At 62.8% G+C, this 24,812-nt stretch carries 21 protein-coding genes; 7 read left to right on the top strand and 14 right to left on the bottom strand.

The genetic code is table 11. The features are described from left to right. The first annotated feature begins 27 nt into the window (after positions 1-27). The 3 genes from LU684_RS01420 (at position 28) to galE (ending at position 5,240) form a co-directional block, all read left to right on the top strand. Positions 28-1,554 (top strand): O-antigen ligase family protein, encoded by a 1,527-nt coding sequence (locus LU684_RS01420; protein ID WP_016487259.1) that lies wholly within the window; start codon positions 28-30, stop codon positions 1,552-1,554. Positions 1,555-1,559: 5 nt separating this feature from the next. Further along, entirely contained in the window at positions 1,560-4,160 is a 2,601-nt protein-coding gene (locus LU684_RS01415) for a cellulase family glycosylhydrolase (RefSeq protein WP_232894040.1), read from the top strand. A gap of 105 nt (positions 4,161-4,265) precedes the next feature. Further along, positions 4,266-5,240 (top strand): UDP-glucose 4-epimerase GalE, encoded by a 975-nt coding sequence (gene galE / locus LU684_RS01410; protein WP_016487261.1) that lies wholly within the window; start codon positions 4,266-4,268, stop codon positions 5,238-5,240. A gap of 40 nt (positions 5,241-5,280) precedes the next feature. Here the strand turns inward: galE and LU684_RS01405 are convergent, their stop codons facing one another. From LU684_RS01405 to LU684_RS01365, 9 genes are all read right to left on the bottom strand, one after another. After that, on the bottom strand, positions 5,281-6,087 hold the full coding sequence (locus LU684_RS01405; RefSeq protein WP_016487262.1) for a CpsD/CapB family tyrosine-protein kinase: 807 nt from the start codon (positions 6,085-6,087) through the stop codon (positions 5,281-5,283). 11 nt (positions 6,088-6,098) lie between these two features. Next, positions 6,099-7,661 (bottom strand): GumC family protein, encoded by a 1,563-nt coding sequence (locus LU684_RS01400; RefSeq protein ID WP_016487263.1) that lies wholly within the window; start codon positions 7,659-7,661, stop codon positions 6,099-6,101. A gap of 19 nt (positions 7,662-7,680) precedes the next feature. Further along, entirely contained in the window at positions 7,681-8,796 is a 1,116-nt protein-coding gene (locus tag LU684_RS01395; protein ID WP_016487264.1) for a hypothetical protein, read from the bottom strand. Between the two features lie 24 nt (positions 8,797-8,820). Beyond that, the gene (locus LU684_RS01390) at positions 8,821-9,378 is read right to left on the bottom strand and encodes a polysaccharide biosynthesis/export family protein (protein WP_016487265.1); all 558 of its coding nucleotides are present in this window, start codon (positions 9,376-9,378) and stop codon (positions 8,821-8,823) included. A 265-nt stretch (positions 9,379-9,643) separates the two neighbouring features. After that, on the bottom strand, positions 9,644-9,820 hold the full coding sequence (gene eppA, locus LU684_RS01385) for an EPS-associated small membrane protein EppA (RefSeq protein ID WP_016487266.1): 177 nt from the start codon (positions 9,818-9,820) through the stop codon (positions 9,644-9,646). A gap of 248 nt (positions 9,821-10,068) precedes the next feature. Continuing rightward, complete coding sequence (locus LU684_RS01380; protein WP_016487267.1) at positions 10,069-10,611, bottom strand: helix-turn-helix domain-containing protein; 543 nt, start codon at positions 10,609-10,611, stop codon at positions 10,069-10,071. A gap of 171 nt (positions 10,612-10,782) precedes the next feature. Further along, positions 10,783-12,201 (bottom strand): short-chain fatty acid transporter, encoded by a 1,419-nt coding sequence (locus LU684_RS01375; protein WP_016487268.1) that lies wholly within the window; start codon positions 12,199-12,201, stop codon positions 10,783-10,785. A gap of 174 nt (positions 12,202-12,375) precedes the next feature. Next, entirely contained in the window at positions 12,376-13,032 is a 657-nt protein-coding gene (locus LU684_RS01370) for a CoA transferase subunit B (protein WP_016487269.1), read from the bottom strand. Positions 13,033-13,067: 35 nt separating this feature from the next. After that, positions 13,068-13,766, bottom strand: coding sequence for a CoA transferase subunit A (locus tag LU684_RS01365; RefSeq protein WP_016487270.1), 699 nt, complete (start codon positions 13,764-13,766; stop codon positions 13,068-13,070). Positions 13,767-13,906: 140 nt separating this feature from the next. On the opposite strand from LU684_RS01365, the gene LU684_RS01360 reads away from it, so the two are divergent. Together LU684_RS01360 and LU684_RS01355 are read left to right on the top strand one after the other, a co-directional pair. After that, positions 13,907-14,812: a LysR family transcriptional regulator gene (locus LU684_RS01360; RefSeq protein WP_060517876.1), complete on the top strand. Its 906-nt coding sequence runs from the start codon at positions 13,907-13,909 to the stop codon at positions 14,810-14,812. Next, positions 14,800-15,621, top strand: coding sequence for an aldo/keto reductase (locus tag LU684_RS01355; RefSeq protein WP_016487272.1), 822 nt, complete (start codon positions 14,800-14,802; stop codon positions 15,619-15,621). The genes LU684_RS01360 and LU684_RS01355 overlap by 13 nt, the downstream gene beginning before the upstream one ends. Positions 15,622-15,800: 179 nt before the next feature. On the opposite strand, the gene LU684_RS01350 is transcribed toward LU684_RS01355, so the two are convergent. The 4 genes from LU684_RS01350 to lexA are packed head-to-tail and all read right to left on the bottom strand — an operon-like array spanning position 15,801 to position 21,540. Next, positions 15,801-18,881 (bottom strand): error-prone DNA polymerase, encoded by a 3,081-nt coding sequence (locus tag LU684_RS01350; RefSeq protein WP_070086427.1) that lies wholly within the window; start codon positions 18,879-18,881, stop codon positions 15,801-15,803. After that, entirely contained in the window at positions 18,878-20,296 is a 1,419-nt protein-coding gene (locus LU684_RS01345) for a Y-family DNA polymerase (protein ID WP_070086426.1), read from the bottom strand. The genes LU684_RS01350 and LU684_RS01345 overlap by 4 nt, the downstream gene beginning before the upstream one ends. 6 nt (positions 20,297-20,302) lie before the next feature. After that, positions 20,303-20,923, bottom strand: coding sequence for a translesion DNA synthesis-associated protein ImuA (gene imuA, locus LU684_RS01340; RefSeq protein ID WP_016487275.1), 621 nt, complete (start codon positions 20,921-20,923; stop codon positions 20,303-20,305). Then, on the bottom strand, positions 20,923-21,540 hold the full coding sequence (lexA, locus tag LU684_RS01335; protein WP_016487276.1) for a transcriptional repressor LexA: 618 nt from the start codon (positions 21,538-21,540) through the stop codon (positions 20,923-20,925). The genes imuA and lexA overlap by 1 nt, the downstream gene beginning before the upstream one ends. 92 nt (positions 21,541-21,632) lie before the next feature. Between lexA and LU684_RS01330 the strand changes: the two genes are divergently transcribed. Both LU684_RS01330 and LU684_RS01325 read left to right on the top strand, forming a co-directional pair. Then, complete coding sequence (locus LU684_RS01330; protein ID WP_232894039.1) at positions 21,633-22,289, top strand: HAD family hydrolase; 657 nt, start codon at positions 21,633-21,635, stop codon at positions 22,287-22,289. A 283-nt stretch (positions 22,290-22,572) separates the two neighbouring features. Beyond that, positions 22,573-23,484: a LysR family transcriptional regulator gene (locus LU684_RS01325; RefSeq protein ID WP_016487278.1), complete on the top strand. Its 912-nt coding sequence runs from the start codon at positions 22,573-22,575 to the stop codon at positions 23,482-23,484. On the opposite strand, the gene LU684_RS01320 is transcribed toward LU684_RS01325, so the two are convergent. Then, entirely contained in the window at positions 23,417-24,802 is a 1,386-nt protein-coding gene (locus LU684_RS01320) for an MFS transporter (RefSeq protein WP_016487279.1), read from the bottom strand. The genes LU684_RS01325 and LU684_RS01320 overlap by 68 nt on opposite strands. Between the last annotated feature and the right edge of the window lie 10 nt (positions 24,803-24,812).

The raw sequence follows: 24,812 nt of genomic DNA, 5'->3' as shown, positions 1-24,812 counted from the left end.
CCACCAAGGGAAAGGTGTACATAGCCGATGCCTGAACATTTTCGTGCGTTGATCGTCATCCTGTTTTTGGCGAGCGTGGTCTTCCTGATGGCGCGGCGGCCTGCCACCGACCTCATTGCGCTCAGCGATTACAAGCGCAGGCGCAATCTTTGGTTTGTGCTGACGGTGCTGGCCTTTGTCTCCCACAGCTTCTGGCTGTATCTGGGGGCGGGCGCGGTCATCCTGTTGCTCGCCGGGCGCCGTGAGCACAACCCCATGGCGCTGTTCTACATGCTGCTGTTCCTGATTCCGCCGGCATCGGTGCAGGTGCCCGGGTTCGGCGTGGTCAACTATCTGGTTGACCTGAACCATATCCGCCTGCTCACCCTCTGCGTGCTGCTGCCGGCCGCGCTGCAACTGCGGCGGCAAGCTGACACGTTGCGGTTCGGCCGCACCTGGGCCGACAGGCTGCTGGCCGCCGGCCTGGTGTTGATGAGCGTGCTGTACCTTCGCGAAACCACCCTCACCGACACCCTGCGCCAGGCGCTGTACCTGTACGTCGACGTATTCCTGCCGTATTACGTGGCCAGCCGTGGGCTGCGCCAGATCAGCGACTTCAAGGACACCCTGTTGGCCTTCGTGCTAACCGCTTTCGTCATGGCGCTGATCGCCGTGGCCGAATATGTGCGCCACTGGCTGCTGTACAGCGCCCTGATCGACGCCATGGGCGTGCCATGGAGCATGTCCGGTTACCTCAGCCGCGGCGGCGCGCTGCGGGCCAGCGTCACCACCGGCCAGGCGATTGCCCTGGGTTATGTGATGAGCGTGGCCATCGGCCTGTTCCTGTTCGTGCAGGGTTATGTGCAACGCCCGCTGCACAAGGCCATGGGCGCCCTGCTGCTGGCCGCCGGGCTGTTCGCGCCGTTGTCACGTGGGCCGTGGATCGGAGTCGTGGTCATCGTGGTGGTGTTCATTGCCATGGGCAAAGGCGCGGTCAGGCGCCTGGCGCTGCTCGGCGCGGCTGGCATGCTGGCGCTGCCCTTGCTGACCGTCGTGCCGGGCGGCGACAAGGTGCTGGACCTGCTGCCTTACATCGGCAACATCGAAAAAGAGAACATCACTTACCGCGAGCGGCTGATGGACAACTCCTGGATCGTCATCCAGCGCAACCCGCTGTTCGGCTCGTTCGACTTCCGCAACACCCCGGAAATGCAGTCGATGATCCAGGGCGAAGGCATCATCGACATCGTCAACACCTACATCAACCTGGCGCTGCGGGTCGGGCTGGTCGGGCTCGGTCTGTTCGTCGCCTTCTTTGCCGTGGTGTTGAGGGGCATCCGCAGGGCCATGCTCAGTTTTCCCGACAAGGATGACGAACGACGACAGCTGGGGCGGGTGCTGCTGGCAACGCTGATCGGCATTCTGGTGATCATCTTCACCGTCAGCAGCATCACCTTCATCCCGGTGGTGTACTGGTCAATCGCAGGGCTGGGCGTGGCCTACATCCAGATGGTCCGCCGGCTGAACAGCAGCCCGGTCATGGAACTGGCCGAACCCGACCTACAACCCAGGTAATGTCAATGAACGTGCTCACCCTGCGTCATTTCGTGCGCCTTACGGCCATTTCCGGCCTGGCCCTGCTGCCGTTGACCGGCTGGGGGTCAGACTGGCAGGTCAGTGTCGATGAGCAAAATGGCTTGCCTACCGTGACACGCGGCGGCGGCCCGGTGATGAAAGCCAAGTTCGACTTCTGGGCGGCCAACTGGAGCTGGACCGGCTTTTACACCGACTTCAAGGTCAATGGCCCCTACCAGTACACACTGTTGGGCAAGAACAAGGAGCTGGACTTTGACCTGAAGGCGGATATCCGCAAGGAACAGGCACAAACCCTGAGCTGGGCATTCGACCTCAACGCCCACAGCCGCCAGGCCGGGGTGATGGGCGGCGGCATGGTGTTCCAGTTCGACCCGGCGCAGATTGCGGGCGACATGGGCGCCCCGCAACTGCTGCCCGACAACCGCGGCTGGTCGTGGGGCAAGGCCGACCAGGGCCGGCGTGTGGAGATGCGCTTCGATCCGCCACTGGCCAAGGTCTATTTCGAGCGCGGCAACCCGTCCGAGCTGCGTGCGTTTCTCTACAAAGACCCGATAAGCGCCGGCCGCCAGCAGCTCAAGGCGGTGCTCAACGTTACCGGCGACATCGAACTGGGTCCTACGCCCACCGAGCGTTTCGGCCTGGCCGACCCCGCCACCTGGCCCGATGACCAGCTGGACTGGCGCACCTCGCCAGTGGACCTGTCGTTCCTCAATGCGGCAGAAAAGCCCGCCGGCAAGCGCGGCTTCGTCAAGGCAGTCGGCGAACAGTTGATGTTTGAAGACAACACCCCGGTGCGCTTCTGGGGTACCAACCTGTCTGCCTACTCGCTGTTCAAGAGCCCCGACGACGAAATTCGCCAACAGGCCAAGCGCCTGTCGGCATTAGGCTTCAACCTGGTGCGCCTGCACCACCACGATTCGCCGTGGGTGAGCCCGAACGTGTTTGGCGACGGCACCCTGGTGCGCGATACCCAGCAACTTAGCGCCGAGTCGCTGCGCAAGCTCGACCTGTGGATCAAGGCACTCAAGGACGAAGGCATCTACATCTGGCTGGACATGCACGTGCAACGTGCGTTTACCGCCAACGACAACATTGATGACTTCGGTGAGCTGCCCGAGAAGGAAGGTCGCGTCGACCTGAAGGGTTACGCCTACGTGAACGACAGTATCCAGAAAGCGATGAAGCGGTTCGCCGAGCAGTACCTGACCCATGTGAATGAATACACCGGCCTGGCTTACAAAGACGACCCCGCCATCGCCGCCGTGCTGATCACCAACGAAAACGATCTCACCCAGCACTACGGTAACGCACTGATGCCGAACAAGGATGTACCGCGCCACAGCGAACGCTACATGGCCGCAGCCAAAGCGTTCGCCAGGCAGCATGACCTTCCCGCCGACCTTACCTGGCGCGCCTGGGAGCACGGCCCGTCGAAGCTGTTCCTGAACGACCTGGAGCAGCGCTTCAACGCCGACATGATCGCCCACCTGCGCGGCCTGGGCGTGAAAGTGCCGATCGCCACCACCAGCACCTGGGGCGGCAATGGCCTGAGTGCACTGCCGGCGCTGATCGCAGGCGATGTCGTCGATGCCCACAGCTACGGCGCCATTGGCCAGCTGGAGAAGAACCCGTTGACCAGCGACGGCATGATCGACTGGATCGCCGCCGCCCAGGTGGTCGGCAAACCGCTAACGGTCACCGAGTGGAACGCCGAACCGTTCCCGCTGCCCGACCGCCATTCTTTGCCGCTGTATGTAGCCGGCACCGCCAGCCATCAAGGCTGGGACGCCATGATGCAGTACGCGTACAGCCAGCAAGGGTTCAACCCGGGCTGGCGCACGGCGGACAACTGGCACGCGTACAACGACCCGGCGATGATCGCCACCCTGCCCGCTGCCGCCCTGCTCTACCGCCGTGGGGACGTCAAGCCGGCAACTACCCGCTACGTATTCGCACCAACGCCCGCCACCCTCTACAACCAGGAGATCACCCCGCGCAGTTCGGTACTGTTGCGCACAGCCATGGAAAAGGGCCAACTGCAGATTGCCCTGCCGCCAACACCAGAACTGCCGTGGCTGAAACCTGCCGCCATCCCCTCTGGCGCGCAAGTGCTTCAGGACCCGGGGCAATCGCTACTGGCCGCCGATGCCACTGAATCAGTCACCGACACCGGCGAGCTCAAGCGCAACTGGCAACAAGGCATCTACACTATCGATACGCCACTGACCCAGGCCGCCACCGGCTGGCTGGGTGGCCGCTCGATCAGCCTGGGGGCCGTTCAGCTACAGACAAAAACGCCTTACGCCAGCGTCGCGGTACAGAGCCTGGACGGCAAGCCCTTGGGCCAGTCGCGTGAGCTGCTGCTGTCACTGGGGACACGTGCCATGCCCAAGGCCGATGACAAGACGCCGTTCAACGTCGAACCGCTTGAAGGCAGCGTGATCATCAAGGCACCTGCCGGCCTCAAACTGTTCGCCCGCGATGCACAGGCGCAGCTGAAGACACTGCCGGTGGCGTACAAGGATGGGCATTACAGCATTACCTTCGACAGCAACTACATGTCCAACTGGCTGTTCTTGAAATAGGGCATAGGGCCATCTACGCTCAGGTCACCTGTAGCTGATCATCCCACCTGCACGTTTCAGGGACGGTTCACTGCGTCTGTAAACAGCAGATTCCAGGAGGTGCGGATGAAATTTCTGGTAGTGGGTGGCGCGGGCTACATTGGCTCGCACATGGTCAAGCACCTGCTCGGTGCCGGCCATGAGGTAGTGGTGGCGGACCTGGTTTGGCCTGGCCCCGGCATCCAGTGGGCCAAGCTCGATATCGCCGACGAAGCGGCCCTGGACGTGCTGTTCGGCGTTTGTCATTTCGACGCCGTGTTCCACTTCGCCTCGTTCATCCAGGTGGGCGAGTCGGTCAGCGCACCCGGCAAGTACTACCAGAACAACGTTGCAGCCACCCTGGCCTTGCTGCAGGCCATGGTGAATGCGGGTATCAGGCATCTGGTGTTTTCTTCCAGTGCCGCCGTTTACGGCAACCCGCAGTACGTGCCGATTGATGAAGCGCACGTCAAAGGGCCGATCAACCCCTACGGGCTGAGCAAATGGATGGTCGAGCAGATTCTCGAGGACTTCGACCGGGCGTATGGCTTGAAGTCGGTATGCCTGCGTTACTTCAATGCCGCCGGTGCTGACCCGGATGGCCAGCTGGGTGAACGCCACGAGCCGGAAACCCACCTGATCCCGCTGATCCTGCAGGCCGCCTCTGGCCGGCGTGAGGCGGTAACGGTATTTGGCCGGGATTACGATACCCCGGATGGCACCTGTATCCGCGACTACGTGCATGTGGCCGATCTGGCATCGGCGCATGCGTTGGCGGTGGACTATTTACTGGCGGGTGGCGAGCGCACTGCTTTCAACCTGGGAAATGGCCTGGGCTTTTCGGTGCAGCAGGTGATCGATACAGCCCGGGCGGTGACCGGGCGGCACATCAATGCCCTTGACGCGCCGCGCCGTGCCGGCGACCCGCCACGGCTGGTGGCGGATGCAAGCAAGGCGCTGCAGGTGCTGGGCTGGCGGCCGGAGTTTGCTTCGCTGGAGCAGATTGTGCGGCATGCGTGGCAGTGGGAGTTGCAGTATCCCTGGAGCCTGCATCAGGGCTGAGATCTTTGGGGGCTGCTTTGCAGCCCCAAAATTTCGAACTTTAATAATAGGTTCGCGGCTGCTCGTCAGCCTTGTTCAGTACCGTCCCGATCAGGTTCACCGTGGCCAGGTGATGCAGGCAGTCCTCGATTTCCTTCTTGTTGTTCATCCCGTTGGCCACCACCAGCAGCACACAATCAAACTTGGGTATCACGGTGATCGCATCGTCAGAGCTGAGCAACGGCGGCAAATCGAAAATGCAGATGCGCGACTCGTAGCGGTTGCGCAAATCGCTGATCAGGTTGTTCACCTTGGGCGACGACAGCATCTCGGTCGACATCGGCACCGGCACCCGCGTCGGCAGCACCACGAAGCGTGGCAAAGTCGGGTTGACCAGGCACTCCTGCAGCTCGGCCTTGTCCGTCAGGAACTCGTTCAGCGCCTGCTCCATGGGCAGGCCCAGACAGCTGCCGACCTTGGGCCGGCGCAGGTCGAAATCCACCAGCAAGGCAGTTTTGGTGGTGTGGTGAGCGATACTCATGGCCAAGTTGATCGCCAGCACGGTCTTGCCGGCCTCAGGCGTTGGCGAGGTGATGGCCAGGGTCCGCCAGCCATTCTCCTCCATGGCCCTGAGCACCTGCGTACGCAGCAGGTCGATGGGCCCGTTCATGTTGGAGTTCTTGTTGTACGCCACGATGCGGTGGCGCTCCAGGTGGTCAGCCCGCAGCGGCACGACTTTGGTATTCACATAGTCGAACTGCCCAGGCACCTCCGCCAGAGCCGTGCCGGGGGGAGGTGATAAAGCCTGAGGGGTACCCGGGGTAACCTGGTGAATATTGTTGCCAACAGCCGGCTTGGTCCTGTCCATCACTGCTTTCCCTATGCAAACCGAGATATGACCTTGAACAACAGCACATCCAGTGGCATGTAGAAGACGTGCACCAGCACTACCATGATAGCTACCAACGCCAGTGCCGCCAGGATCAGCCAGTTCCGCCAGCGTTTGCGCCTGGCCACGTCCGCTCTGGTATCGATGTAGGGCACTGCCACCAGTACCCGTTTGCCCAGCAGGTTTTCCAGCGCACCGACACCGCGCACGCGCTGGTTGAGCATTTCCAGCAGCATCACCAAGGCACCACCGCCTGCCGGTGCCAGCACCAGGCCCAGCGCCGCGATCTTCTTGCGGTTAGGCTTGATCGGTTTTTCAGGCATCAGCGGTGGCTCCAGCAGTACAAAGCGCTCGGCCTTGTTCTCCTGCTCCAGGCTTTCGGTAATTTTAGCGCCCATTTCCTTGGCGCGGATTTCTTCGTATTTCTTGCGCGCGTTATCGTGGTCACGCATCAACGTCACCAAGCCACGCTCGACTTGCGGCGCCTCGAGGATCTCGGCCTCGTAGCCTTCCATCTTTCGGGTCAGCTCGCGCTTCTGATCGGCCAGCGAGCTGATACGTTCCTGGGCCGCGCTCATCTTGGCCCGGACGCGCGCCACGTCGAGGCTGACCGTGGACGTCGTGGCCGTACGCCCACCACTGGCTTCCAACGCCTGGATCTTGCGCTTGATCGCCACCACATCCGGGTGGGCATCCTTGTAGCGGGTCAGCAACCGGGCGTACTCGGCTTTAAGGCTCGGCAGGTCCTGAGCCTGGTCAGCACTGGCTGGCTTGCTGCCCTCGGTAACCTTGGTAGCAAGGCCAGCATTGGCCGCAGACAGTTCCAGCTCCAGGTAGCGCAGTTCTTCCTGGGCGGCCTTGTAGTCACGGTCAACTTCGCGGAACTCCAGCTCCGAACGCGAGAGCATGTTCATGCGCAGGGTCTGGTGCTCTGGCAAGGCATTGGCGTGGGCCTGCTTGAAGTCGGCCAGCTGGTTTTCCAGGCTGGCCAGTTCCGCGCCCAGCTTGTTAGCCTCCTGGGTAAGAAACTCGGTGGTTTCGTTGGCCCGCTCGGTGCGCTGCTTGAGGTTTTCGTTGAGGAACAGCGTGACCAGTTCGTCGGCCACTTCCTTGGCGACTTGCGCCTGCTTGTGTTCGAAGGACACATTGAACGCAACCGTCGCCTCGCCCCGCCCGCGCACGAACGTGGTGAGGGTTTCGACCACGATGGCATTGCGCATCTGGTCGATCTTGTCGGACTCGCTCAAGCGCTTGTCGGCGAACAGGTTGTACTTGTCGATGATGCGCAGCAGGTTCTCGCGCGTCATCACCCGCTGGCGAATCACCTCGATGCGCTCATCGGCAAAGCTGGTGGTGTTGGTCGATACCAGCTCAGGGGAAATCTGTTGCGATTCCACGAGAATGGTGCCGGTCGACTGGTAAATCGGCGGCACCATCAACGCGACAGCCACGGTCGCGGCAAGTATGACTACGGCACTCACCCCTAACACCAGGGCCCTGTCCTTGATAATGGCGATGTAATCTCTGATGGAGAGTTCGTAGTCAGACTTCATTGGGCCACCTGCCTGAAGTTCAGATGTCGGGGTACCTGTACGTCAACGTCAAACCAACGATCGTCGCGGTTGCATCGGGCGCTCGGTCCTGTTGCCGTTCCTTGTACATGAGCGACAGGCGCAAGTCCCAGTACGGTGAAAACTGGCGGCTGGCCCAAACGCTGTAAGTCTGCAGTGTGTTAGGGCTCTGCCCTTTGCTGTCTTGCCAGGCCGCGTCAGCGCCCACCCGCGCCAGTTCGGTAACGGCATAACTCCACACGCCACGCACCTGGTCCAGCTCGGCGAAACCGCCTTCGGCACTGGCCACCGTGCTGCGCTCGGCGGTCAGGCTGGCGTCGGCGCGCGTGCCGGTGTACAGCAATGCCACCCCACCCTCCCCGCGTCGGCCGCCGCCGTCGCCAGACACCTGGTTGACGCCAATGTGGGCATCGGCACTCAGGCCTTCGGCAAGCTGGTACTTGATACCGACTGCCGGGGTGTAGCTGTTGGAGGCGGTCGCGGTAAGGTCCTGCTCGGGCTCATAGCGGCGGGCACCGAAACGGGAATACACATCGGCCCGTTCGCTCCAGGCGTAGGTCCAGGTGAATACGTTTGCCAGTTCGTCGTAGCCCGTCAGCGAGCTGATGTCATAACGGGCACGGTTGTACGTGGTTTCGTTGCTCAGGGTGCTACGCTCGGTCACCGCCTGGCTCCAGTTGCCGGTCAGGGTGTAGAGCTTTTGCGTACCGTCAGTGGTGATGACCCCGGTATCCAGCACCGTCCCCGACAGCGTCGAGCTTTCGTTGTAACGTGCCACCAGCCCGAAACGCCCACGCTCGGTGGTGCGCTGCCAGCCCAGGCTGATATCGGGGTCCTCACGGTCATCTACCACATCCGTGTCGGACGAGCGCAACACATGCATGCCCAGCCCCAACCTCAGTTCATCCTGATCGAAGGTACCGATCAGGGTGTAATCCGGCGCGATGATCGTGCGCGTTACACCCTTTTCCCCCGATGTCAGCAACAAAGGGTTGCTGTCATATTCAACGGATGTCGGTACCACCACCGTAGACTGCCAATTTGCCGCCAGTACCACGTCCGTAAACGGCAAGACAATGATTGCCGTTGCAATGCTTGTTGTTCTGAGAAGAGGCATTAAGTGTTCTTATTAAAGGCAAGATCAAGGAACGACCAGCGTGTCGCCAGCCTGAAGTTGGATGTTGGTGGACATGTCCCGCCCAGACACCAGGTCCTTATATCGCACGGGCAGGATCTTTTGGGAAGCGCCAGTACCGCGGACCACCTTGATATCGCTTTCGTCAGCAAACTTGTCCAGCCCGCCCGACATGCTCAGCGCCTGAAGCACTGCGGTAGGGCCCGCCATTTGCACGGGGCCCGGCTTGATCACTTTGCCTTGTACATAGACCAGGTTGCCGGCGATGCTCTTGACGACAACGCTGACGTTTGGGTCGGGGAGGAATTTGTCGAGTTTGGCAGCCACTTGCTTTTCAACTGCCGTTACATCCAGGCCGGCAACATTGATGCGCCCGGCCAAGGGGAAGGTGATGCTGCCATCGGGGAGTACGGTGGCTTCTTGACGCAGGCTGTCTTCCTGCCACACCGAAACCATTACCACATCACCAGGGCTGAGCAGGTAAGCCGTACCACTCTGATCGGCGTTGCCAGCACTGGACCACACGGCCAGCACGCAGAATGCGGCTATCAATGAACGCATCATGAGGGTCCCTCCGGCCAAATGGCCCGAAAAAGAGCACTGAATGAGAACAGCACACCAACTCTCGCTCCGCTTCGCGGCTTGAACCCACCGCGATGGCCTCGACCTTCCTGGAGGCCCCAACCTTGACGCCGTACATGTGGGCTGCAGTGCCCTGCAACCAAGGCCTTTGAAGGGCTACTGGGAATATAGCAACGGTTGGGAAATTCACAAGCCAGCCCCCGGCTTGCAACAACCTGCGCTCGCTTTGACAGGGAGCGGGTCAGGCTCAGATTTTTCTTCTGTTGGCGACCAGTACAAAGCCGACAACAGCGAAGGCCAACAACCAGCCGGCGGTTGAAACAGGGATGATACTGTTTTGGTTTACATACGAATCTGCCGCACGCGCAGCGCCACTCAGCAACACCAGCAAGAACATCGATTTGATAATCAGAGTCGTGCGCATACGCCCCTCCTGAAATGAGGAAAATCAATTAGTTATTTGCACAGTATGGCGGGAGTTGTTTCGCTGTTGACTTGAGCTTATGGGCACAATGACACTACGTCAATGATCCGACACCATAATAAAATTCAATGGGCGATGGCGGTATTCGTCAAAATACCGACATGCAAAAGATGCAAAGGCGGGCTGATGCGATGGCGGCTGCGTTTCACGGATGAGAACACAGGTAGGGCGTGCCCTGCCCCGTGGTTTTATTCGTCTGCGTGGTGAACCACGACCAGCAATTGCGCCGGCTGGGCACCTACCGAGCGCAGTCGATGCGGTGTCTGGGCGTTGAAATGCAAGGCATCACCCTGCTCCAGCAGCACCCGTTCGTTCATGAAATCCACCTCCACCTGGCCGGCGTGCACGAACAGGAATTCCTCGCCTTGGTGTTCCTTGAACGTGGGGTCGCTGAACTCGGACGGCGGCTGGATCAGGAACGGCAACAGGCTGCGCTGCCCGACCTGGCTGGTCAGGGCTGCATAGCCAGGCCCTTGCCCGTCGCCTACCAGGGCCTGGCGTTCGCCGTGGCGCACCAGGCTGTAGCGGCTCGGGCCAGCCTGCTCTTCGGCGAACAACTCTTCGACATTCACGTTCAACGCCCGGGCCAGCTTTAGCGCGGCAGCAATCGAGGGTGTATTCAGGCCGCGCTCGACCTTGGACAGATAGCTTTTGGTCATGCCGGTCTTTTCGGCCAGCATTTCCAGGGTCATTCCCAGTTTCTTACGCAGCAGTTTCAATCGGATAGACATGTGACGCGGGTTTCCCAGGCTGAGTCAGCCTGACCATGATACGTGGACTGCCGGCGAAATGCTGGGGCTGCTTTGCAGCCCATCGCGGGCAAGCCAGGTTCCACACATACAGCGTCAGCCGGGCCTGTGGGAGCTGGCTTGCCGGCGATGGGCCGCACAGCGGCCCTGCCTTCATGGCATCACAGGCGGTACGTATTGCAGCGTCGTACCCAGCGCCCACAGCAACACCAGCACCAACGGCACATGCACCAGCAACTGCACGAACGAGAAGCCGATCAGGTCGCGCGCCTTGAGCCCCAGTACGCCCAGCAGCGGCAGCATGTAGAACGGGTTGATCAGGTTCGGCAAGGCTTCGGCAGCGTTATAGATCTGCACCGCCCAGCCCAGGTGGTACTGCAGGTCGTTGGCCACCAGCATCACGTACGGTGCTTCGATGATCCACTTGCCACCGCCCGAAGGGATGAAGAAGCCCAAAACGGCCGAGTACACCCCCATCAGCACGGCATAGGTGTCGTGGGTGGCAATCTGGGTGAAAAACAGCGAAATATGGTGGGCCAGCGTCTGTTCATCGACGCCCTTCACCTGGGTGAGAATGGCAGCGATGGACCCGTACAACGGGAACTGGATCAGCACACCCGTGGTGGTCGGTACGGCGCGCGCCACAGCGTCCAGAAAGCTGCGTGGGCGCCAGTGCAGCAAGGCGCCGAGCATGATGAACAACAGGTTGTAGGTGTTCAGCCCGGAGATCGCGGTAATCGCCGGCTTGGTGGCGAACTCCTGGTAGAGCCAACCAGCGGCCAGGGCCACCAGCAGCAAGATCAGGATCGGGCTGTGCTCCAGCCACTCACCCGGGCGCGTGCGCTGCGGTGCAGGTGGCGCTGTGAAGCTGGGGTCGACGCCACAGTCTTCGGCACTGCGCGCGCTGTTCGGGCCAGGGGCCGTGGCATAGGCGATTACCAGCGAGACCAGCACCAACGCCAACAGCATCACGCCGGACTGCCAGAGGAAGATGGTTTCAGTGAACGGGATTACCCCGGTAATCGACAGGATGGACGGAGGCAGGCTGGCCGGGTTGGCCTGCAGTTGCGCTGCCGACGATGACAAGCCCAGCGCCCACACTGCACCCAGGCCCAGGTAGGCGGCCGCGCCAGCGGCGCGGTAGTCCATCTTGAGTTCGGTGCGCCGCGCCAGGGCGCGTACCAGCAGGCCCCCGAACACCAGCGACAGGCCCCAGTTGAGCAAGGAGGCCAGCATCGAAATCAGGGCTACCCAGCACACTGCCGAGCGACCATTGCCGGGGATACGCGCCAGGCGATCAATCAGCCGCGCGGCCGGAGGCGAGCTGGCCACGACATAACCGCCAATGACCACGAAGGCCATCTGCATGGTAAACGGGATCAGGCTCCAGAAACCGTCACCAAAGGCCTTGGCAGTGTCGGTCGGTTTGGCGCCCATGGCCAGGGCACCGATACACACCAGCAGCACCGCCAGGGCGGCGAACACCCAGGAATCGGGGAACCAGCGTTCGGCCCAGTTGGAGCAGCGCAAGGCAAAGCGCGCAGAACGGCTGTCTTGGATTTCAGCGGCCACAGTTGAATTCCTTTTATTGGTTTTATCGGATAAATCAGCCAAAACACAAAACCCCTGTAGGAGCAGCCTTGTGCTGCGAAGCGGCCAGTACAGACAAACATTATATGAATGCCTGCACTGGCCCCTTCGCAGCCCAAAGCTGCTCCTGCAGGGGAATGTATGAAGCCCGTTGAATCAGAAGGTCATTTCCTTCACGTCATCCGGCACGATCAACTTGCCGGCGGTTTTCGCGATGATCTCTTCAACGCTTACCCCCGGCGCGGTTTCGCGCAGGATGAAGGCGCCGTCTTCGATTTCCAGGTAGGCCAGGTCGGTCAGCACCTTGCGGATGCAGCCGGCGCCGGTCAGCGGCAGGCTGCAGTGTGGCAGCAGTTTGGACTCACCGTCCTTGGATGCATGGGTCATGGTGACGATGATGTTCTCGGCGCCAGCCACCAGGTCCATTGCACCGCCCATGCCCTTCACCAGCTTGCCCGGGATCATCCACGAGGCGATGTTGCCTTGCACGTCGACCTCGAAGGCACCCAGCACGGTGAGGTCGACGTGGCCACCCCGGATCATGGCGAACGACTGTGCCGAATCGAAGATCGAGGCGCCGCGGCGGGCGGTGACGGTTTGCTTGCCGGCGTTGATCATGTCGGCATCAAGGGTGCTTTCGGTCGGGAATTCGCCCATGCCGAGCAGGCCGTTTTCTGATTGCAGCATCACATCCATATCGGCGGGTACGTAGTTCGCTACCAGGGTAGGAATGCCAATGCCCAGGTTGACGTAGTAGCCGTCCTTCAGTTCACGTGCGACGCGTTGCGCCATCTGTTCGCGGGTCAGTGCCATGGTCAGGGTCTCTTTGTTGTTCTGGTGGATGGCGCTCAGGCCTTGACGGTGCGCTTTTCGATGCGTTTTTCGAAGGTGCCGACGATGACACGGTCCACATAGATGCCCGGGGTGTGAATTTCGCTGGGCAACAGCACGCCGGGTTCGACGATCTCTTCCACTTCGACCACAGTGATCTTGCCGGCGGTGGCCGCCAGCGGATTGAAGTTTTGCGCAGTATTGCGGTACACCACATTGCCGTAGTGGTCAGCCTTCCAGCCCTTGACGATGGCGAAGTCACCGGTAATGGCTTCTTCGAGGATGTACTTGCGGCCCTTGAACTCGCGCACTTCCTTGCCCTCTGCAACCGGGGTGCCGTAGCCGGTGGCGGTGTAGAACGCCGGGATCCCGGCGCCGCCGGCACGCATCTTCTCAGCCAGGGTGCCCTGCGGGGTCAGCTCCACGTCCAGCTCACCACTGAGCAGCTGGCGTTCGAATTCGGCGTTCTCGCCCACATAGGAGGCAATCATCTTGCGAATCTGCCGATCTTCCAGCAACACGCCCAGGCCAAAGCCGTCAACGCCGCAGTTGTTCGACACCACGGTCAAGCCTTTGACGCCGCGTCGCTTGATTTCGCTGATGAGGTTTTCCGGGATGCCGCACAGGCCAAAACCACCGGCCAGTACTGTCATGTTGTCGGTCAGGCCTTCAAGGGCCTGTTCATAGGTTGCAACGCGCTTGTCCAGTCCGGCCATGCTGATCCGCCTTTTGTAGTTGTAGAACCGACGAGGCTGTCGGTGAGCGTGTGCAGACATCTTCACCGCACGCGACTGATTTGTTAATTTTGTTTTCGTCATCGATTGATAACTTTTACAAAACAGACAATAGGCCTGTCATGAACGTCAAGCAACTGCGTGCCTTTGTCGCCGTGGCCAAGTACCAGAGCTTTGCCCAGGCCGGGGAACACCTGCATATCTCGCAACCCGCCCTGAGCCTGACCATCAAGGCCCTGGAAGAGAACCTCGGCGGCGCCCTGCTCAGCCGCACCACGCGCAGCGTCAGCCTGACCGCCGAGGGCGAAGTGTTGCTGCCGCTGGCGCGGCGCCTGCTGGCAGACTGGGACGACACGGAAGAGATGCTGCGCCAACGCTTCACCTTGCAACTGGGCCGTGTGTCAGTGGCGGCCATGCCGGCCTTTGCCGGCAACCTGCTGCCCCACTCGCTCAAGGTATTTCGCCAGTGCTACCCCAAGGTCAATGTCACGGTGCATGACGTGATCAACGAACAGGTGCTGGAACTGGTACGCCATCGCCGCGTCGAATTGGGCATCGGCTTCGAGCCGGACAACATCGACGGGCTGAACTTCCACCCGTTGTACCTGGACCGCTTTGTCGCGGTGGTACCCGCAGACTCGCCTTTGGCGCTGCTGCCACAGGTCAGTTGGGCACAGCTGATGGCCGAGGACTTCGTGGCGCTGCAACGCCCTTCGGCGGTGCGCCTGCTGATGGAGCAGAATGTGGCCGCCCACCACGGCAAACTGGCCGTGGCTTTCGAGAGCCACCAACTGGCAACCATCGGCCGGATGGTCGCCAGCGGCCTGGGGGTCAGTGCCGTACCGGCGCTGTGCATCAACCAGATGCAGGAACTCGGCGCCCGCTGCGTCACCCTGGTGGAGCCCACGGTCGAGCGGCGCATCGGCGTAATTGCCCTCAGCGAACACAAGCTTTCCACTGCAGCGCAAGCGCTGCTTGAGGTTGTGCTTTCCAATACCCGCATCCGGGAGGTGACATGCGTTACGTGAAACTGGCAGGTTCGAGCGTTCCGGCCATCGGCCAGGGCACTTGGTACATGGGCGAGGACCCTGGCCGCAAAGCCGCCGAGGTGGCGGCGTTGCAACAGGGCATTGAGTTGGGCCTGAGCCTGATCGACACCGCTGAGATGTACGCCGAAGGTGGGGCGGAAGACGTGGTTGGCCAAGCCATTGCCGGGCGCCGCGACCAAGTGTTTCTGGTCAGCAAGGTGTACCCGCACAATGCCGGCCGACGCAGTATGGCGGCCGCCTGCGAGCGCAGCCTCACACGCCTGGGTACCGACTGCATCGACCTGTACCTGCTGCACTGGCGTGGCCAGCACCCGCTGGAAGAAACCGTCGAAGCCTTCGAGCATTTGCGCGAACAAGGCAAGATCAAGCGCTGGGGCGTGTCCAACTTCGACCTCGACGACCTGCGCGAACTGCACAACCCTGACTGCGCCACCAACCAGGTGCTGTACAACCCGGCTCAGCGTGGCATCGAGTTCGACTTGCTGCCGTGGTGCGAAAAGCGCGCGTTGCCGACCATGGCCTACTGCCCGCTGGCCCAGGCCGGGCGCTTGCTGCAGCACCCGGTGCTGGCAGAAATCGCCGAGCGCCATGGCGCCACGCCAGCCCAGGTCAGCCTGGCCTGGGTGACCCGTAATGACGGAGTGATCGCCATCCCCAAGGCCGTGGCGCCCGAGCATGTGCGGCTGAATGCAGCCGCAGGTGCGCTGACCTTGAACAGCGAAGACCTTCGGGCAATCGACCGGGCGTTCCCGGCACCGACGCGCAAGCAGCGGTTGGCGATGGTGTAACTGGCGAGCGGTGAATCGTCTTTATCTTGCCAATCTGAAAGCGTGAGCGGCCCCTGTGGGAGCGGGTTTACCCGCGAAGAAGGCAACACGGTGGATGGCACGGGCTTCGCCCGTGTTCGCGGGTGAACCCGCTCCCACAAGGAATACGCGAGCATCACGGCTTTTGGTAGGGCCGGGGGTTAGTGGAAATCCCGGCTGCGCACATCCAGCCCTTGCAGCAACGGGGTCACATCCTCCAGCCGCCGTGCTATCAGGTGCCGCACGCCGTTCTCCTGCTCCAGCCGCCCACTCACCTTGAGCAGCTGCGCCCCCACCAGCGCCCGCCGCTGCCGTTCGGCAATGTCCCGCCACACCACCACGTTGACCATCCCGTGCTCGTCTTCCAGGGTGACGAAGGTCACTCCGCTGGCTGTCTGGGGCCGTTGCCGCCCCACCACCAACCCGGCCACGGCAATGTTGTCGCCATGCTCGACACCCTGCAGCTCGCTGGAGCTGCGACACCCCAGCGCCCTCAGGCGTGAGCGCAACAGTGCCAGCGGATGCGGCCCCAGCGTTGTGCCCAGCGCCTGGTAATCGGCCATCAGGTCTTCGCCTACGGTGGGCACAGGCAAGTCCACTGGCGTTTCAGGCACCGCTTGCACATCAGTGAACAGCGGCAGCTGCGGCTGCACCGCCGCCACCTGCCAGCGTGCCTGGTGACGATCGCTGGCCAAGGCTCGCAGCGCCCCGCCATCGGCCAGCCGGGCTCGGGCCCGTGCGTCGAGCCCGGCACGCAGGCACAGGTCCTCGACATCGCGCCATGGCCGTTGAGCCCTCGCCTGCTCCAGCCGCCTGGCATCGGCCTCAGCCAACCCGCGCACCAGGCGCAAACCCATGCGAATGGCCAATGTGCCTTGAGCATCAGGCTCGAGGGTACAGTCCCATTCGCTGTGGCAGACATCTACCGGCCGCACCTCGATACCCTGGCGCCGGGCCTCTTGCAGCAACTGGTCAGGGCTATAGAAGCCCATGGGCCAGCTGTTGACCAGCGCGCAGGTGAAGATCGCCGGTTCATGGCACTTCAGCCAACTGCTGGCATAACACAGCAAGGCAAAGCTGGCCGCGTGCGACTCCGGGAAGCCATAGCTGCCAAACCCCTTGATCTGCTCGAAAATGCGTTCGGCAAACGCCAGTTCGTAACCATTGCGCAGCATGCCTCGCACCAGCCGCTCGCGGTGCGGGTCCAGGCCCCCGTGGCGTTTCCAGGCCGCCATGCTGCGCCGAAGCTGGTCGGCCTCGCCCGGTGTGTAGTCGGCGGCAACCATGGCCAGCTCCATTACCTGCTCCTGGAACAGCGGCACGCCCAAGGTCCGCTCAAAGACTTCCTTGAGCTGCGGTGAGGGATAAGTGACGGGCTCCTGCTTCAGCCGCCGGCGCAGGTACGGGTGCACCATGTCACCCTGGATCGGCCCAGGGCGCACAATAGCCACTTCGATGACCAGGTCATAGAAGGTCTTGGGCTGCAGCCGAGGCAGCATGGCCATTTGCGCACGCGACTCGATCTGGAACACCCCCATGGTCTCGGCACGGCTGATCATCGCGTAGGTGGCTGGGTCTTCGCTGGGGATGGTGGCAAGGGTCAGGTGCTGGCCCCGATGGCGCTGCAGCAAGTCGAAGCAGCGGCGCAAGGCACTGAGCATGCCCAGCGCCAGCACATCGACCTTGAGCAGGCCGACCATGTCCAGGTCGTCCTTGTCCCACTGGATGACCGTGCGCTCCGCCATCGCGGCATTCTCCACCGGCACCAGCTGGTCGAGCGGTTGCTGGGAAATGACAAAGCCGCCCGGGTGCTGCGACAGGTGCCGGGGGAAACCGATCAGCTCGCCCGCCAGCACCAGTACCCGCCGCAGTGAAGGGCTGCTGGCCTCAAAGCCGGCTTCGGCCAAGCGCTGGTCATCGGGAATACGGTCGCTCCAGCGACCACAGCATTTTGCCAAGGCATCCACCTGGTCCACCGGCAAACCCAATACCCGCGCCACATCGCGCACAGCCCCGGCGGCGTGGTAGGTGTTGACCACCGCCGTCAGCGCCGCACGATGCCGGCCATAGCGTCGAAACACATACTGGATCACTTCTTCGCGCCGATCGTGCTCGAAGTCCACGTCAATATCCGGCGGCTCGTTACGTTCACGCGACAGGAAGCGCTCGAACAGCAGGCGATGCTGCAGGGGATCGAGCTCGGTAATGCCCAGCACGAAACACACCACCGAATTGGCCGCCGAGCCGCGGCCCTGACACAGAATGCCTTGGCTGCGGGCGAAGGCGACAATGTCATGCACGGTCAGAAAGTAGCTTTCGTAACCGAGTTCCTCGATCAGCGCCAACTCCGTGGCCAGCACTTCGCGTACCTTGTCACCCGGCCCGTCTGGCCAGCGTAACGGCAACCCCTGTTCGCACAGTTCACGCAACCAGCCTGCCGGGGTATGGCCCTGGGGCACCAGTTCGCGCGGGTACTGGTATTGCAGCTGGCTCAGGTCAAACTGGCAGCGCCCGGCAATGGCCAGGGTCTCGGCCAGCAGGTCGGCAGGATAGAGTTCGCCCAGCTGTGCCTGGCTGCGCAGGTGCCGCTCGCCATTGGCAAACAGAAAACGCCCGGCCTCGGCTACCTGGCAATGCTGGCGGATGGCAGTCATGCAATCCTGCAAGGCACGCCGACCGCGCACATGCATGTGCACATCGCCACAGGCCACGGCGCGGATACCCAGTTCAGCGGCCAGGCCACGCAAGTGCTGCAGACGCTGGGTATCGTCACTGCCTCGATGCAGGTGCACCGCCAGCCACAAGCGCTCGCTGAACACACTGCGTAACCACTCCCCGGTGGCCATATCGGCGCAGTCATCGGCCACCCATAGCGCCAGCAAGCCTTGATGGTGCTGCTGCAGGTCGTCGCGAAACAGCTGGTACTCGCCCTTTTGCGCCCGCCGCCGGGCCCGGGTGATCAACGCGCACAAGCTCTGGTAACCGGCCAGGTTCTCGACCAGCAGCACCAGCTTGGGGCCTTCTTGCAGCCGCACCTCACTGCCTACGATCAGCCGCAGCTGATGGGCCTTGGCGGCCTGCCAGGCCCGGACGATGCCGGCCAGGGTGCACTCGTCAGTGACCGCCAGGGCCTGGTAGCCTTGTTCGCGTGCACGCCTGAACAGCTCGTCAGCGCTCGACGCCCCGCGCTGGAAGCTGAAGTTGGACAAGCAATGCAACTCGGCATAACCCGGCGTGCTCATGCGAACCAGCCCTGCAGCCACAGCGGGCCGGCCTGGCCGAGGTCGCGGTAGGCCCAGCCGCGCAGGCCGTCACGGGTTTCGATGCGGTAGTAGTCCCGGCGCACGTCGCCGCCATCCCACCAGCCCGACTCGATGCGTTCGGCCTGGCCCTGTACCTGGTAGCTGCTGGCGTCCAGCGCCATCGGGGCTGGCAGCAGCCAGCCCGGGCGACTGCCCGGAGCCACCGTCATACTGCCTTGGGCGCCTTGCTCGGTCAGCTGCCAGGCGCACTCGGGGCGGTGATCGGCTGCCGCGCTCAGCCCCTTGACGGCCTCATCCCCCAGGCGAGCGCGCAGCCGCTCGCGCAATTGTTCCCAGGGTTGTGCCTGCTGCGCGCGTGGGTCGAACAACGCCTGATGCTGCGGTACAAAGGGCGGCAGGTCTTCGGCAACCAGCCGCAGGTTGCGTACAGGGGCGGGAATGCGCAGCGGCTCCAGGCGCCCACGGGCCAGTTCAAAAAGCATGGCGGCATCGCGTTCGGCCGCCAGCAGGCCTACCTGCAGCAGGGTATCAGGCCCTTCGGCATGTTCCAGGTGCAGGCAAAAACGCTGCACGCCACAGTCGCGCCCGGCGAGGAAAGCGGCAAGGTCGTTGAGCATACGCCGCAGCGGAAACAACAACGCCTGGTGCGACTCAACGTCGAAGTTCAGCTCCAGCCGGGTTTCGAAGCGGTCCGGTGGCTGGTAGAAGTCCAGCCCCGCATTGCGCAGGCCAAGCAACTGGTCGAGGTGCAACTGCACCTGGGCCGAAAAGCGCCGGGCCACTGTATCGCGCGGCAAGGCCAGTACCTGGCCCAACTGCCGCAGGCCCATGCGGGCAAACGCCTCGGCGGCATCTGCCGGCAGGCCGATACGGGTGATGGGCATGCCCAGCAGTGCCGCACGGGTGGCGTCGGCGTCGCTCAAGGCCAAGCCATCATGACCATTGGCAAGCATGCGCGCCGCTACCGGGTTACTGGCCAGGACGATGCGTTGACGCAGCCCCAAATCTGCCAGCTCCTGGCGCAGGCGTGCCTCGAACAACGGCCAGGGGCCGAACAGTTGCAGGCTGGACCCCACTTCCAGGAGCAAAGCCCGCGGGTAATGCAGGCTGACCTGGGCACTGAAGCGATAGGCCCAGGCTGCCAGCAATTGCTGAACCTGCTCGATGCGCCTGGGGTCGGCTTCGACGCAAGTAAAACCCTCTGCCAGGGCACGTGCCGCCGTAAGGGTCTGCCCTGCCCGCAACCCGAGTGCAGCCGCTGCCGGGCTGACCGCTTGCAATACCCGACGTTGGCTAGGCCCGCCAACCAGCACCAAGGGTGTGTCGGGGTCGTCACGCTCCCGCAGGACGGTATCCAGCGCCAGCTGCGGGAGCAGGATGCAGGCCCAAAGCATGGGGCATCAGCCCCGCCCAGGGCAGGCGATGGGCAGCGCCGGTGGCATGCCGCCCCGGCTTTTCAGCACACGCCACTGTGCCGGACGGGTGTCGACGGCAACGCGCAGTGCTGCTGGCGAGGGGTTGTGTGCTGCCTGATGCGGCCGGCAGGCGAATGCCAGCGCCTGGCCGGTTTCTGCGGCCACCTGCAAACGCCGCAAGGCACGGTCATCGGCACGTTCAGGCCAGCACAGCACCGCCGCGCAACTGCCCGAGCGCAGGCACTGTTCGGCGGCCCACAGGGCATCGGCGGGGGCGGCGTCCACCTGCACCAGCCAGCGCAGGTCCACCCCCGCTGCCTGCCAGGCCGGTGCGTAAGGAATGAAGGGCGGCGCCACCAGCACCACCCGGCTGCCTTCGGCGCTAAGCCGCGCCAGTGTGGGCCATAGCAGTTGCAACTCGCCGCAACCGGGGTTGGCCAGCAGCAACTCGCTGAGTGCCGCCGCCGGCCAGCCACCTTCAGGCAGGCGCGCGTCGAGGGCAGCATGACCGGTCGGCTGCAACCCCAGTGGCCGTGCCTGGGCCTGCCGCCCGCGCCAGACACGGCGCTGGTCGAGCAGCCTGTCGAGGTCGACCACCGCGCCCATCAGTCACGCCTCAGCAAGCCGCAGAACACGCCTTCGATGAAAAACGCCTGGTCGGGTTTCACATCGATGGGTGCATAGGCCGGGTTGCGTGGCAACAGCCGGTACCCGCTGCCCAGGCGTTGCAGGCGCTTGATGGTGACTTCGCCGTCCAGGCGCGCCACCACGATCTGGCCATCGCGGGCGTCGGCCTGTTGAAGGATGCCGACCAGATCACCGTCGAAGATGCCGTCGTCGATCATCGAATCGCCACGCACTTTAAGCAGGTAGTCAGGGGTGCGACGGAACAGGCTGGGGTCGAGCAGGAGCTGTTCGTGGATATCCAGGTCCGGGCCAATGGGGGCACCTGCCGCCACTTGGCCCAGTACCGGCACTTCCAGGATTTCCGGCCGGCGCAGCGGTTCGGCCAGGCGAATGCCCCGAGCCTGGTTGGGCGTGACATCAATGTAACCGGCCTGGCACAGGGCGGTAATGTGCTTGCGCGCGACGCTGCGCGAGGCAAAACCGAAGCGCGTGGCGATATCGGCCAGGCTCGGTGGCTGGCTGTGCTCGGCAATGCGCTCGCGGATGAATTCGAAAATGGCGCGGCGTTTGGGGGTAAGAGTGTCCATGGAGCACATTTGTACTCTTTTCGGAGCACGCTGAACAGCCCCCTTTGTCGCCAGCATTGGTTATGATCCCAAGGCTTGTGTTTTCTTGATCTGGATACCCCATGCTCACCGCCCTGCTGTTCGACCTCGACGGAACCCTCACCGACACCGATACCCTGCACCTGCAGGCCTTTCGCCAACTGCTGCGTGAGCATGACGGCCGCGAACTGAGCCAGGCGCAGTTCGATGCCCAGGTCAGTGGCCGCGCCAACGGCGAGTTGTTCGCCGAGCTGTTCAGCGGCGCGAGCGTCGAACAGTGCCGGGCACTGGCCGATCGCAAGGAGGCGCTGTTTCGCGACTTGTCGCCATGTCTTGACCCGATGCCAGGCCTTTTGCGCCTGCTTGCGCATGCCAAGGCCCATGACATCGGCATGTGCGTGGTGACCAATGCACCGCGGCTGAACGCCGAACACATGCTGAATGCCATGGGCCTTGGCCAGCATTTCGAGCATGTGCTGGTAGCCGAGGAGCTGGCGCGGCCCAAGCCAGACCCGCTGCCCTACCTCACCGGCCTGCAGCAACTGGGCGCCGAGGCCGGCCAGGCGCTGGCCTTCGAGGATTCATTGCCGGGGGTTGCGGCCGCCAGTGGCGCGGGGATATTTACCGTGGGCGTAGCGACGACACAGACGCCGCAGCGGTTGCTGGAGGCGGGTGCCAGGCTGATCGTGAATGATTTCAATGACCCGGCGTTGTGGGCGTTGATCGAGCGTATGGCTTGAGGTGTGGGGTGTGTTTGAGATCGAGCGCCGCCCGCGCGGCGCATCGCGAGCTGCGCTCGCGCCTACGTTTGTTTCGGGCCAGTAACACCTGCGCCAACGCGCGCGACCGCCCTGTTCGTACGACACGATATCGAGCCATGCACCAACGCGTTCGCGCGCAAATCCCACAGGATTAATTGGCCCGGAACAAACGTAGGCGCGAGCCCAGCTCGCGATGCGCCGCGCGGGCGGCGCTCGATCTCAAACACCCCATAACTCTATCGCCATACTCACCCAGGCCCCCATGCTCATCGACGAAGAACTGACCCTCAAAAAGCTGGAAACCTTTCTTGCCTTCATGCGCACGGGCAACCTCGGCCGCGCGGCGGTTGAGTTGTCCACCAGCGCCGTGAGCGTGCACCGGGCCATCCACTCACTGGAAAGCGCCTTGCGCTGCCCGTTGTTCAAGCACGAAGGCCGCCAGCTGATCCCGCTGGAAAGCGCCTACGTGCTGGAAAAGAAAGCCCGGCAATTGATCCTGGACGCCGAGCAGATGGTCCGCCAGACCCGTGAAGCCGCCGGCTTCTACGCCGAGCGTTTCCGCCTGGGCGCACTCTACTCGCTGACGGTGAAGACCGTGCCCAAACTGGTCATGGGGCTGAAACTGCGCCGCAGCGAGCTGAACATCGACCTTACCCTGGGCTCCAACGTCGACCTGCTGCAGCGCCTGAAAAACCACGAGCTGGAAGCCATCCTTGTGTCGCTCGACGACAGCATCAGCGACCCGGCATGCGAGCAACTGCCGCTGTTCTCCGATGATATCTTCCTTGCTGTGCCCACCGACTCGCCTTTCGCCGGGCAGGCCGAGGTGGACCTGGCCGACCTCGCCGACTCCACCTTCATCACCCTGACCCAGGGCTTCGCCACCCACCGCGATGGCGCGCGGGTGTTCCAGCAGGCCGGCTTCGAGCCCAAGGTGGCCATGCAGGTGAACGACATCTTCACCCTGCTGAGCATGGTCAGCTCGGGCGTGGGCTTTGCCCTGCTGCCCGGGCGCATTGCGGCGGTGTACGAAAACCGCGTCAGGCTGATTGCCTTGAAGCCGCAATACCGCTTGCAGCAACATATAGGCGTGGTGTTCCTGAAGGCTAGGGAGCGGGAGCCGAACCTGCTGGCGCTGCTGGCGGAGTGCCGGATGTACAGCCTTGAGCGTTAAACCGTAGCGCAGCATTGCGCCCCTGCAGCCATACCGCCAATGCCGCCAGCCCGGCAGGGATCAGCAATGATGCAAACACTTGCGCAAAGCTCCAGCCCAATGCCAGCATCTGAGCTCCGGCGAAGGCGCTGAGCACGGCACCAATGCGCCCAATGCCGCTCATCCAGCTGGCCCCGGTTGCCCGTGCCTCAGTGGGGTAAAAAGCTGCGGCCAATGCATTCATGCCAACGCTTGCGCCATTCAGCCCAAAGCCCACGGCGCAGGCAATGGCGCACAGCCAGGCGAAATCCCCCACCACCTGGCCAATCGTGAAAATCACCGCACCACTGAACAGAAAAGTCAGCATCAATACGCGCTGAGGGTTACAGCGGTCCATGGCCCAGCCTACTGAAATCGCCCCTGCCGGCCCCCCAATCTGGAAGCAGGCCGTGACAATGGCTGCTTCGGACACCGAAAAACCACCGCCCTCCTTCACCAGCGTCGGCAGCCAGCCGCTGAACAGGTAGACCAGGAACAGCGCCAGCACGTAGCCAGCCCAGAGCATGCAGGTACCAAAACGATAGCGCTGCGAGAGGATGGTGCCAATCGCACCGTCAGTGCCCTGGCGCTTGGCGGGCATGACGAACGTACTGTCGGCGTTGACATGGTCGGGGGCCAGGCGGCGGACAATGGCCAGAATGCGCTGGCGATCTGCGCCCTTGCTGACCAGGAAGGTGACCGACTCTGGCAGGCGCCAGTACAGCAGCGGCAAGACCAGCAGCGGCAACACCCCGCCCAGCACCAGCACACTGCGCCAACCCAGGTTGGGTATCATCCAGGCGCTGACGAAACCACCCATCGCTGCCCCCAGGGAGAACCCGCAGAACGCCAGTGTGATCAGCAGCGAGCGGCTGCGCGCCGGGGCGTACTCGCTGACCAGGGTGCTGGCATTGGGCATTGCAGCCCCCAGGCCCAGGCCAGTAAGAAAGCGCAGCACGACCAAGGTTTCCAGGTTCGGGGAAAAAGCCGAGGCCAGGGTCCAGATGCCGAACAGCAGCACGCTGTACAGCAATACTGCCTTGCGTCCGTAGCGGTCAGCCAAGGGGCCGGCGATCAAAGCGCCAAGGGCCAGGCCGATCAGCGCTGCGCTCAAAACCGGGCCCAGGCTTTGCGCGCCCAGGCCCCAGTCGCTTTTCAGTTGGGGGGCAATGAAGCCGATGATGGCCACATCCAGGCCGTCCAGGGCGATGATCAGAAAGCCGAGGAACACCACCCATTTCTGGTAACGGCCGATGGGTTGCTGGTCGATCAGTTGGCGCACGTCGAGTGTGTTGTTCATGGGTATCACC

It is taken from the genome of Pseudomonas sp. NMI542_15, assembly GCF_021283425.1.
Lineage (GTDB): Bacteria > Pseudomonadota > Gammaproteobacteria > Pseudomonadales > Pseudomonadaceae > Aquipseudomonas > Aquipseudomonas fortuita.
The sequence above is the reverse complement of the archived record's forward strand: the minus strand, read 5'-3'. Positions and strand labels throughout refer to the sequence as shown.

Excerpts from the sequence above, each read along its gene's own strand:
- LU684_RS01370 (WP_016487269.1), bottom strand. The coding sequence starts at position 13,032 with ATGGCACTGACCCGCGAACAGATGGCGCAACGCGTCGCACGTGAACTG.
- LU684_RS01345 (WP_070086426.1), bottom strand. The coding sequence starts at position 20,296 with ATGCTTTGGGCCTGCATCCTGCTCCCGCAGCTGGCGCTGGATACCGTC.
- eppA (WP_016487266.1), bottom strand. The coding sequence starts at position 9,820 with ATGCGCACGACTCTGATTATCAAATCGATGTTCTTGCTGGTGTTGCTG.
- LU684_RS01365 (WP_016487270.1), bottom strand. The coding sequence starts at position 13,766 with ATGGCCGGACTGGACAAGCGCGTTGCAACCTATGAACAGGCCCTTGAA.
- lexA (WP_016487276.1), bottom strand. The coding sequence starts at position 21,540 with ATGTGCTCCATGGACACTCTTACCCCCAAACGCCGCGCCATTTTCGAA.
- LU684_RS01350 (WP_070086427.1), bottom strand. The coding sequence starts at position 18,881 with ATGAGCACGCCGGGTTATGCCGAGTTGCATTGCTTGTCCAACTTCAGC.
- LU684_RS01420 (WP_016487259.1), top strand. The coding sequence starts at position 28 with ATGCCTGAACATTTTCGTGCGTTGATCGTCATCCTGTTTTTGGCGAGC.
- LU684_RS01395 (WP_016487264.1), bottom strand. The coding sequence starts at position 8,796 with ATGCCTCTTCTCAGAACAACAAGCATTGCAACGGCAATCATTGTCTTG.
- LU684_RS01320 (WP_016487279.1), bottom strand. The coding sequence starts at position 24,802 with ATGAACAACACACTCGACGTGCGCCAACTGATCGACCAGCAACCCATC.
- LU684_RS01405 (WP_016487262.1), bottom strand. The coding sequence starts at position 6,087 with ATGGACAGGACCAAGCCGGCTGTTGGCAACAATATTCACCAGGTTACC.
- LU684_RS01360 (WP_060517876.1), top strand. The coding sequence starts at position 13,907 with ATGAACGTCAAGCAACTGCGTGCCTTTGTCGCCGTGGCCAAGTACCAG.
- LU684_RS01415 (WP_232894040.1), top strand. The coding sequence starts at position 1,560 with ATGAACGTGCTCACCCTGCGTCATTTCGTGCGCCTTACGGCCATTTCC.
- galE (WP_016487261.1), top strand. The coding sequence starts at position 4,266 with ATGAAATTTCTGGTAGTGGGTGGCGCGGGCTACATTGGCTCGCACATG.
- LU684_RS01390 (WP_016487265.1), bottom strand. The coding sequence starts at position 9,378 with ATGATGCGTTCATTGATAGCCGCATTCTGCGTGCTGGCCGTGTGGTCC.
- LU684_RS01400 (WP_016487263.1), bottom strand. The coding sequence starts at position 7,661 with ATGAAGTCTGACTACGAACTCTCCATCAGAGATTACATCGCCATTATC.
- LU684_RS01325 (WP_016487278.1), top strand. The coding sequence starts at position 22,573 with ATGCTCATCGACGAAGAACTGACCCTCAAAAAGCTGGAAACCTTTCTT.
- LU684_RS01330 (WP_232894039.1), top strand. The coding sequence starts at position 21,633 with ATGCTCACCGCCCTGCTGTTCGACCTCGACGGAACCCTCACCGACACC.
- LU684_RS01380 (WP_016487267.1), bottom strand. The coding sequence starts at position 10,611 with ATGTCTATCCGATTGAAACTGCTGCGTAAGAAACTGGGAATGACCCTG.
- LU684_RS01355 (WP_016487272.1), top strand. The coding sequence starts at position 14,800 with ATGCGTTACGTGAAACTGGCAGGTTCGAGCGTTCCGGCCATCGGCCAG.
- imuA (WP_016487275.1), bottom strand. The coding sequence starts at position 20,923 with ATGGGCGCGGTGGTCGACCTCGACAGGCTGCTCGACCAGCGCCGTGTC.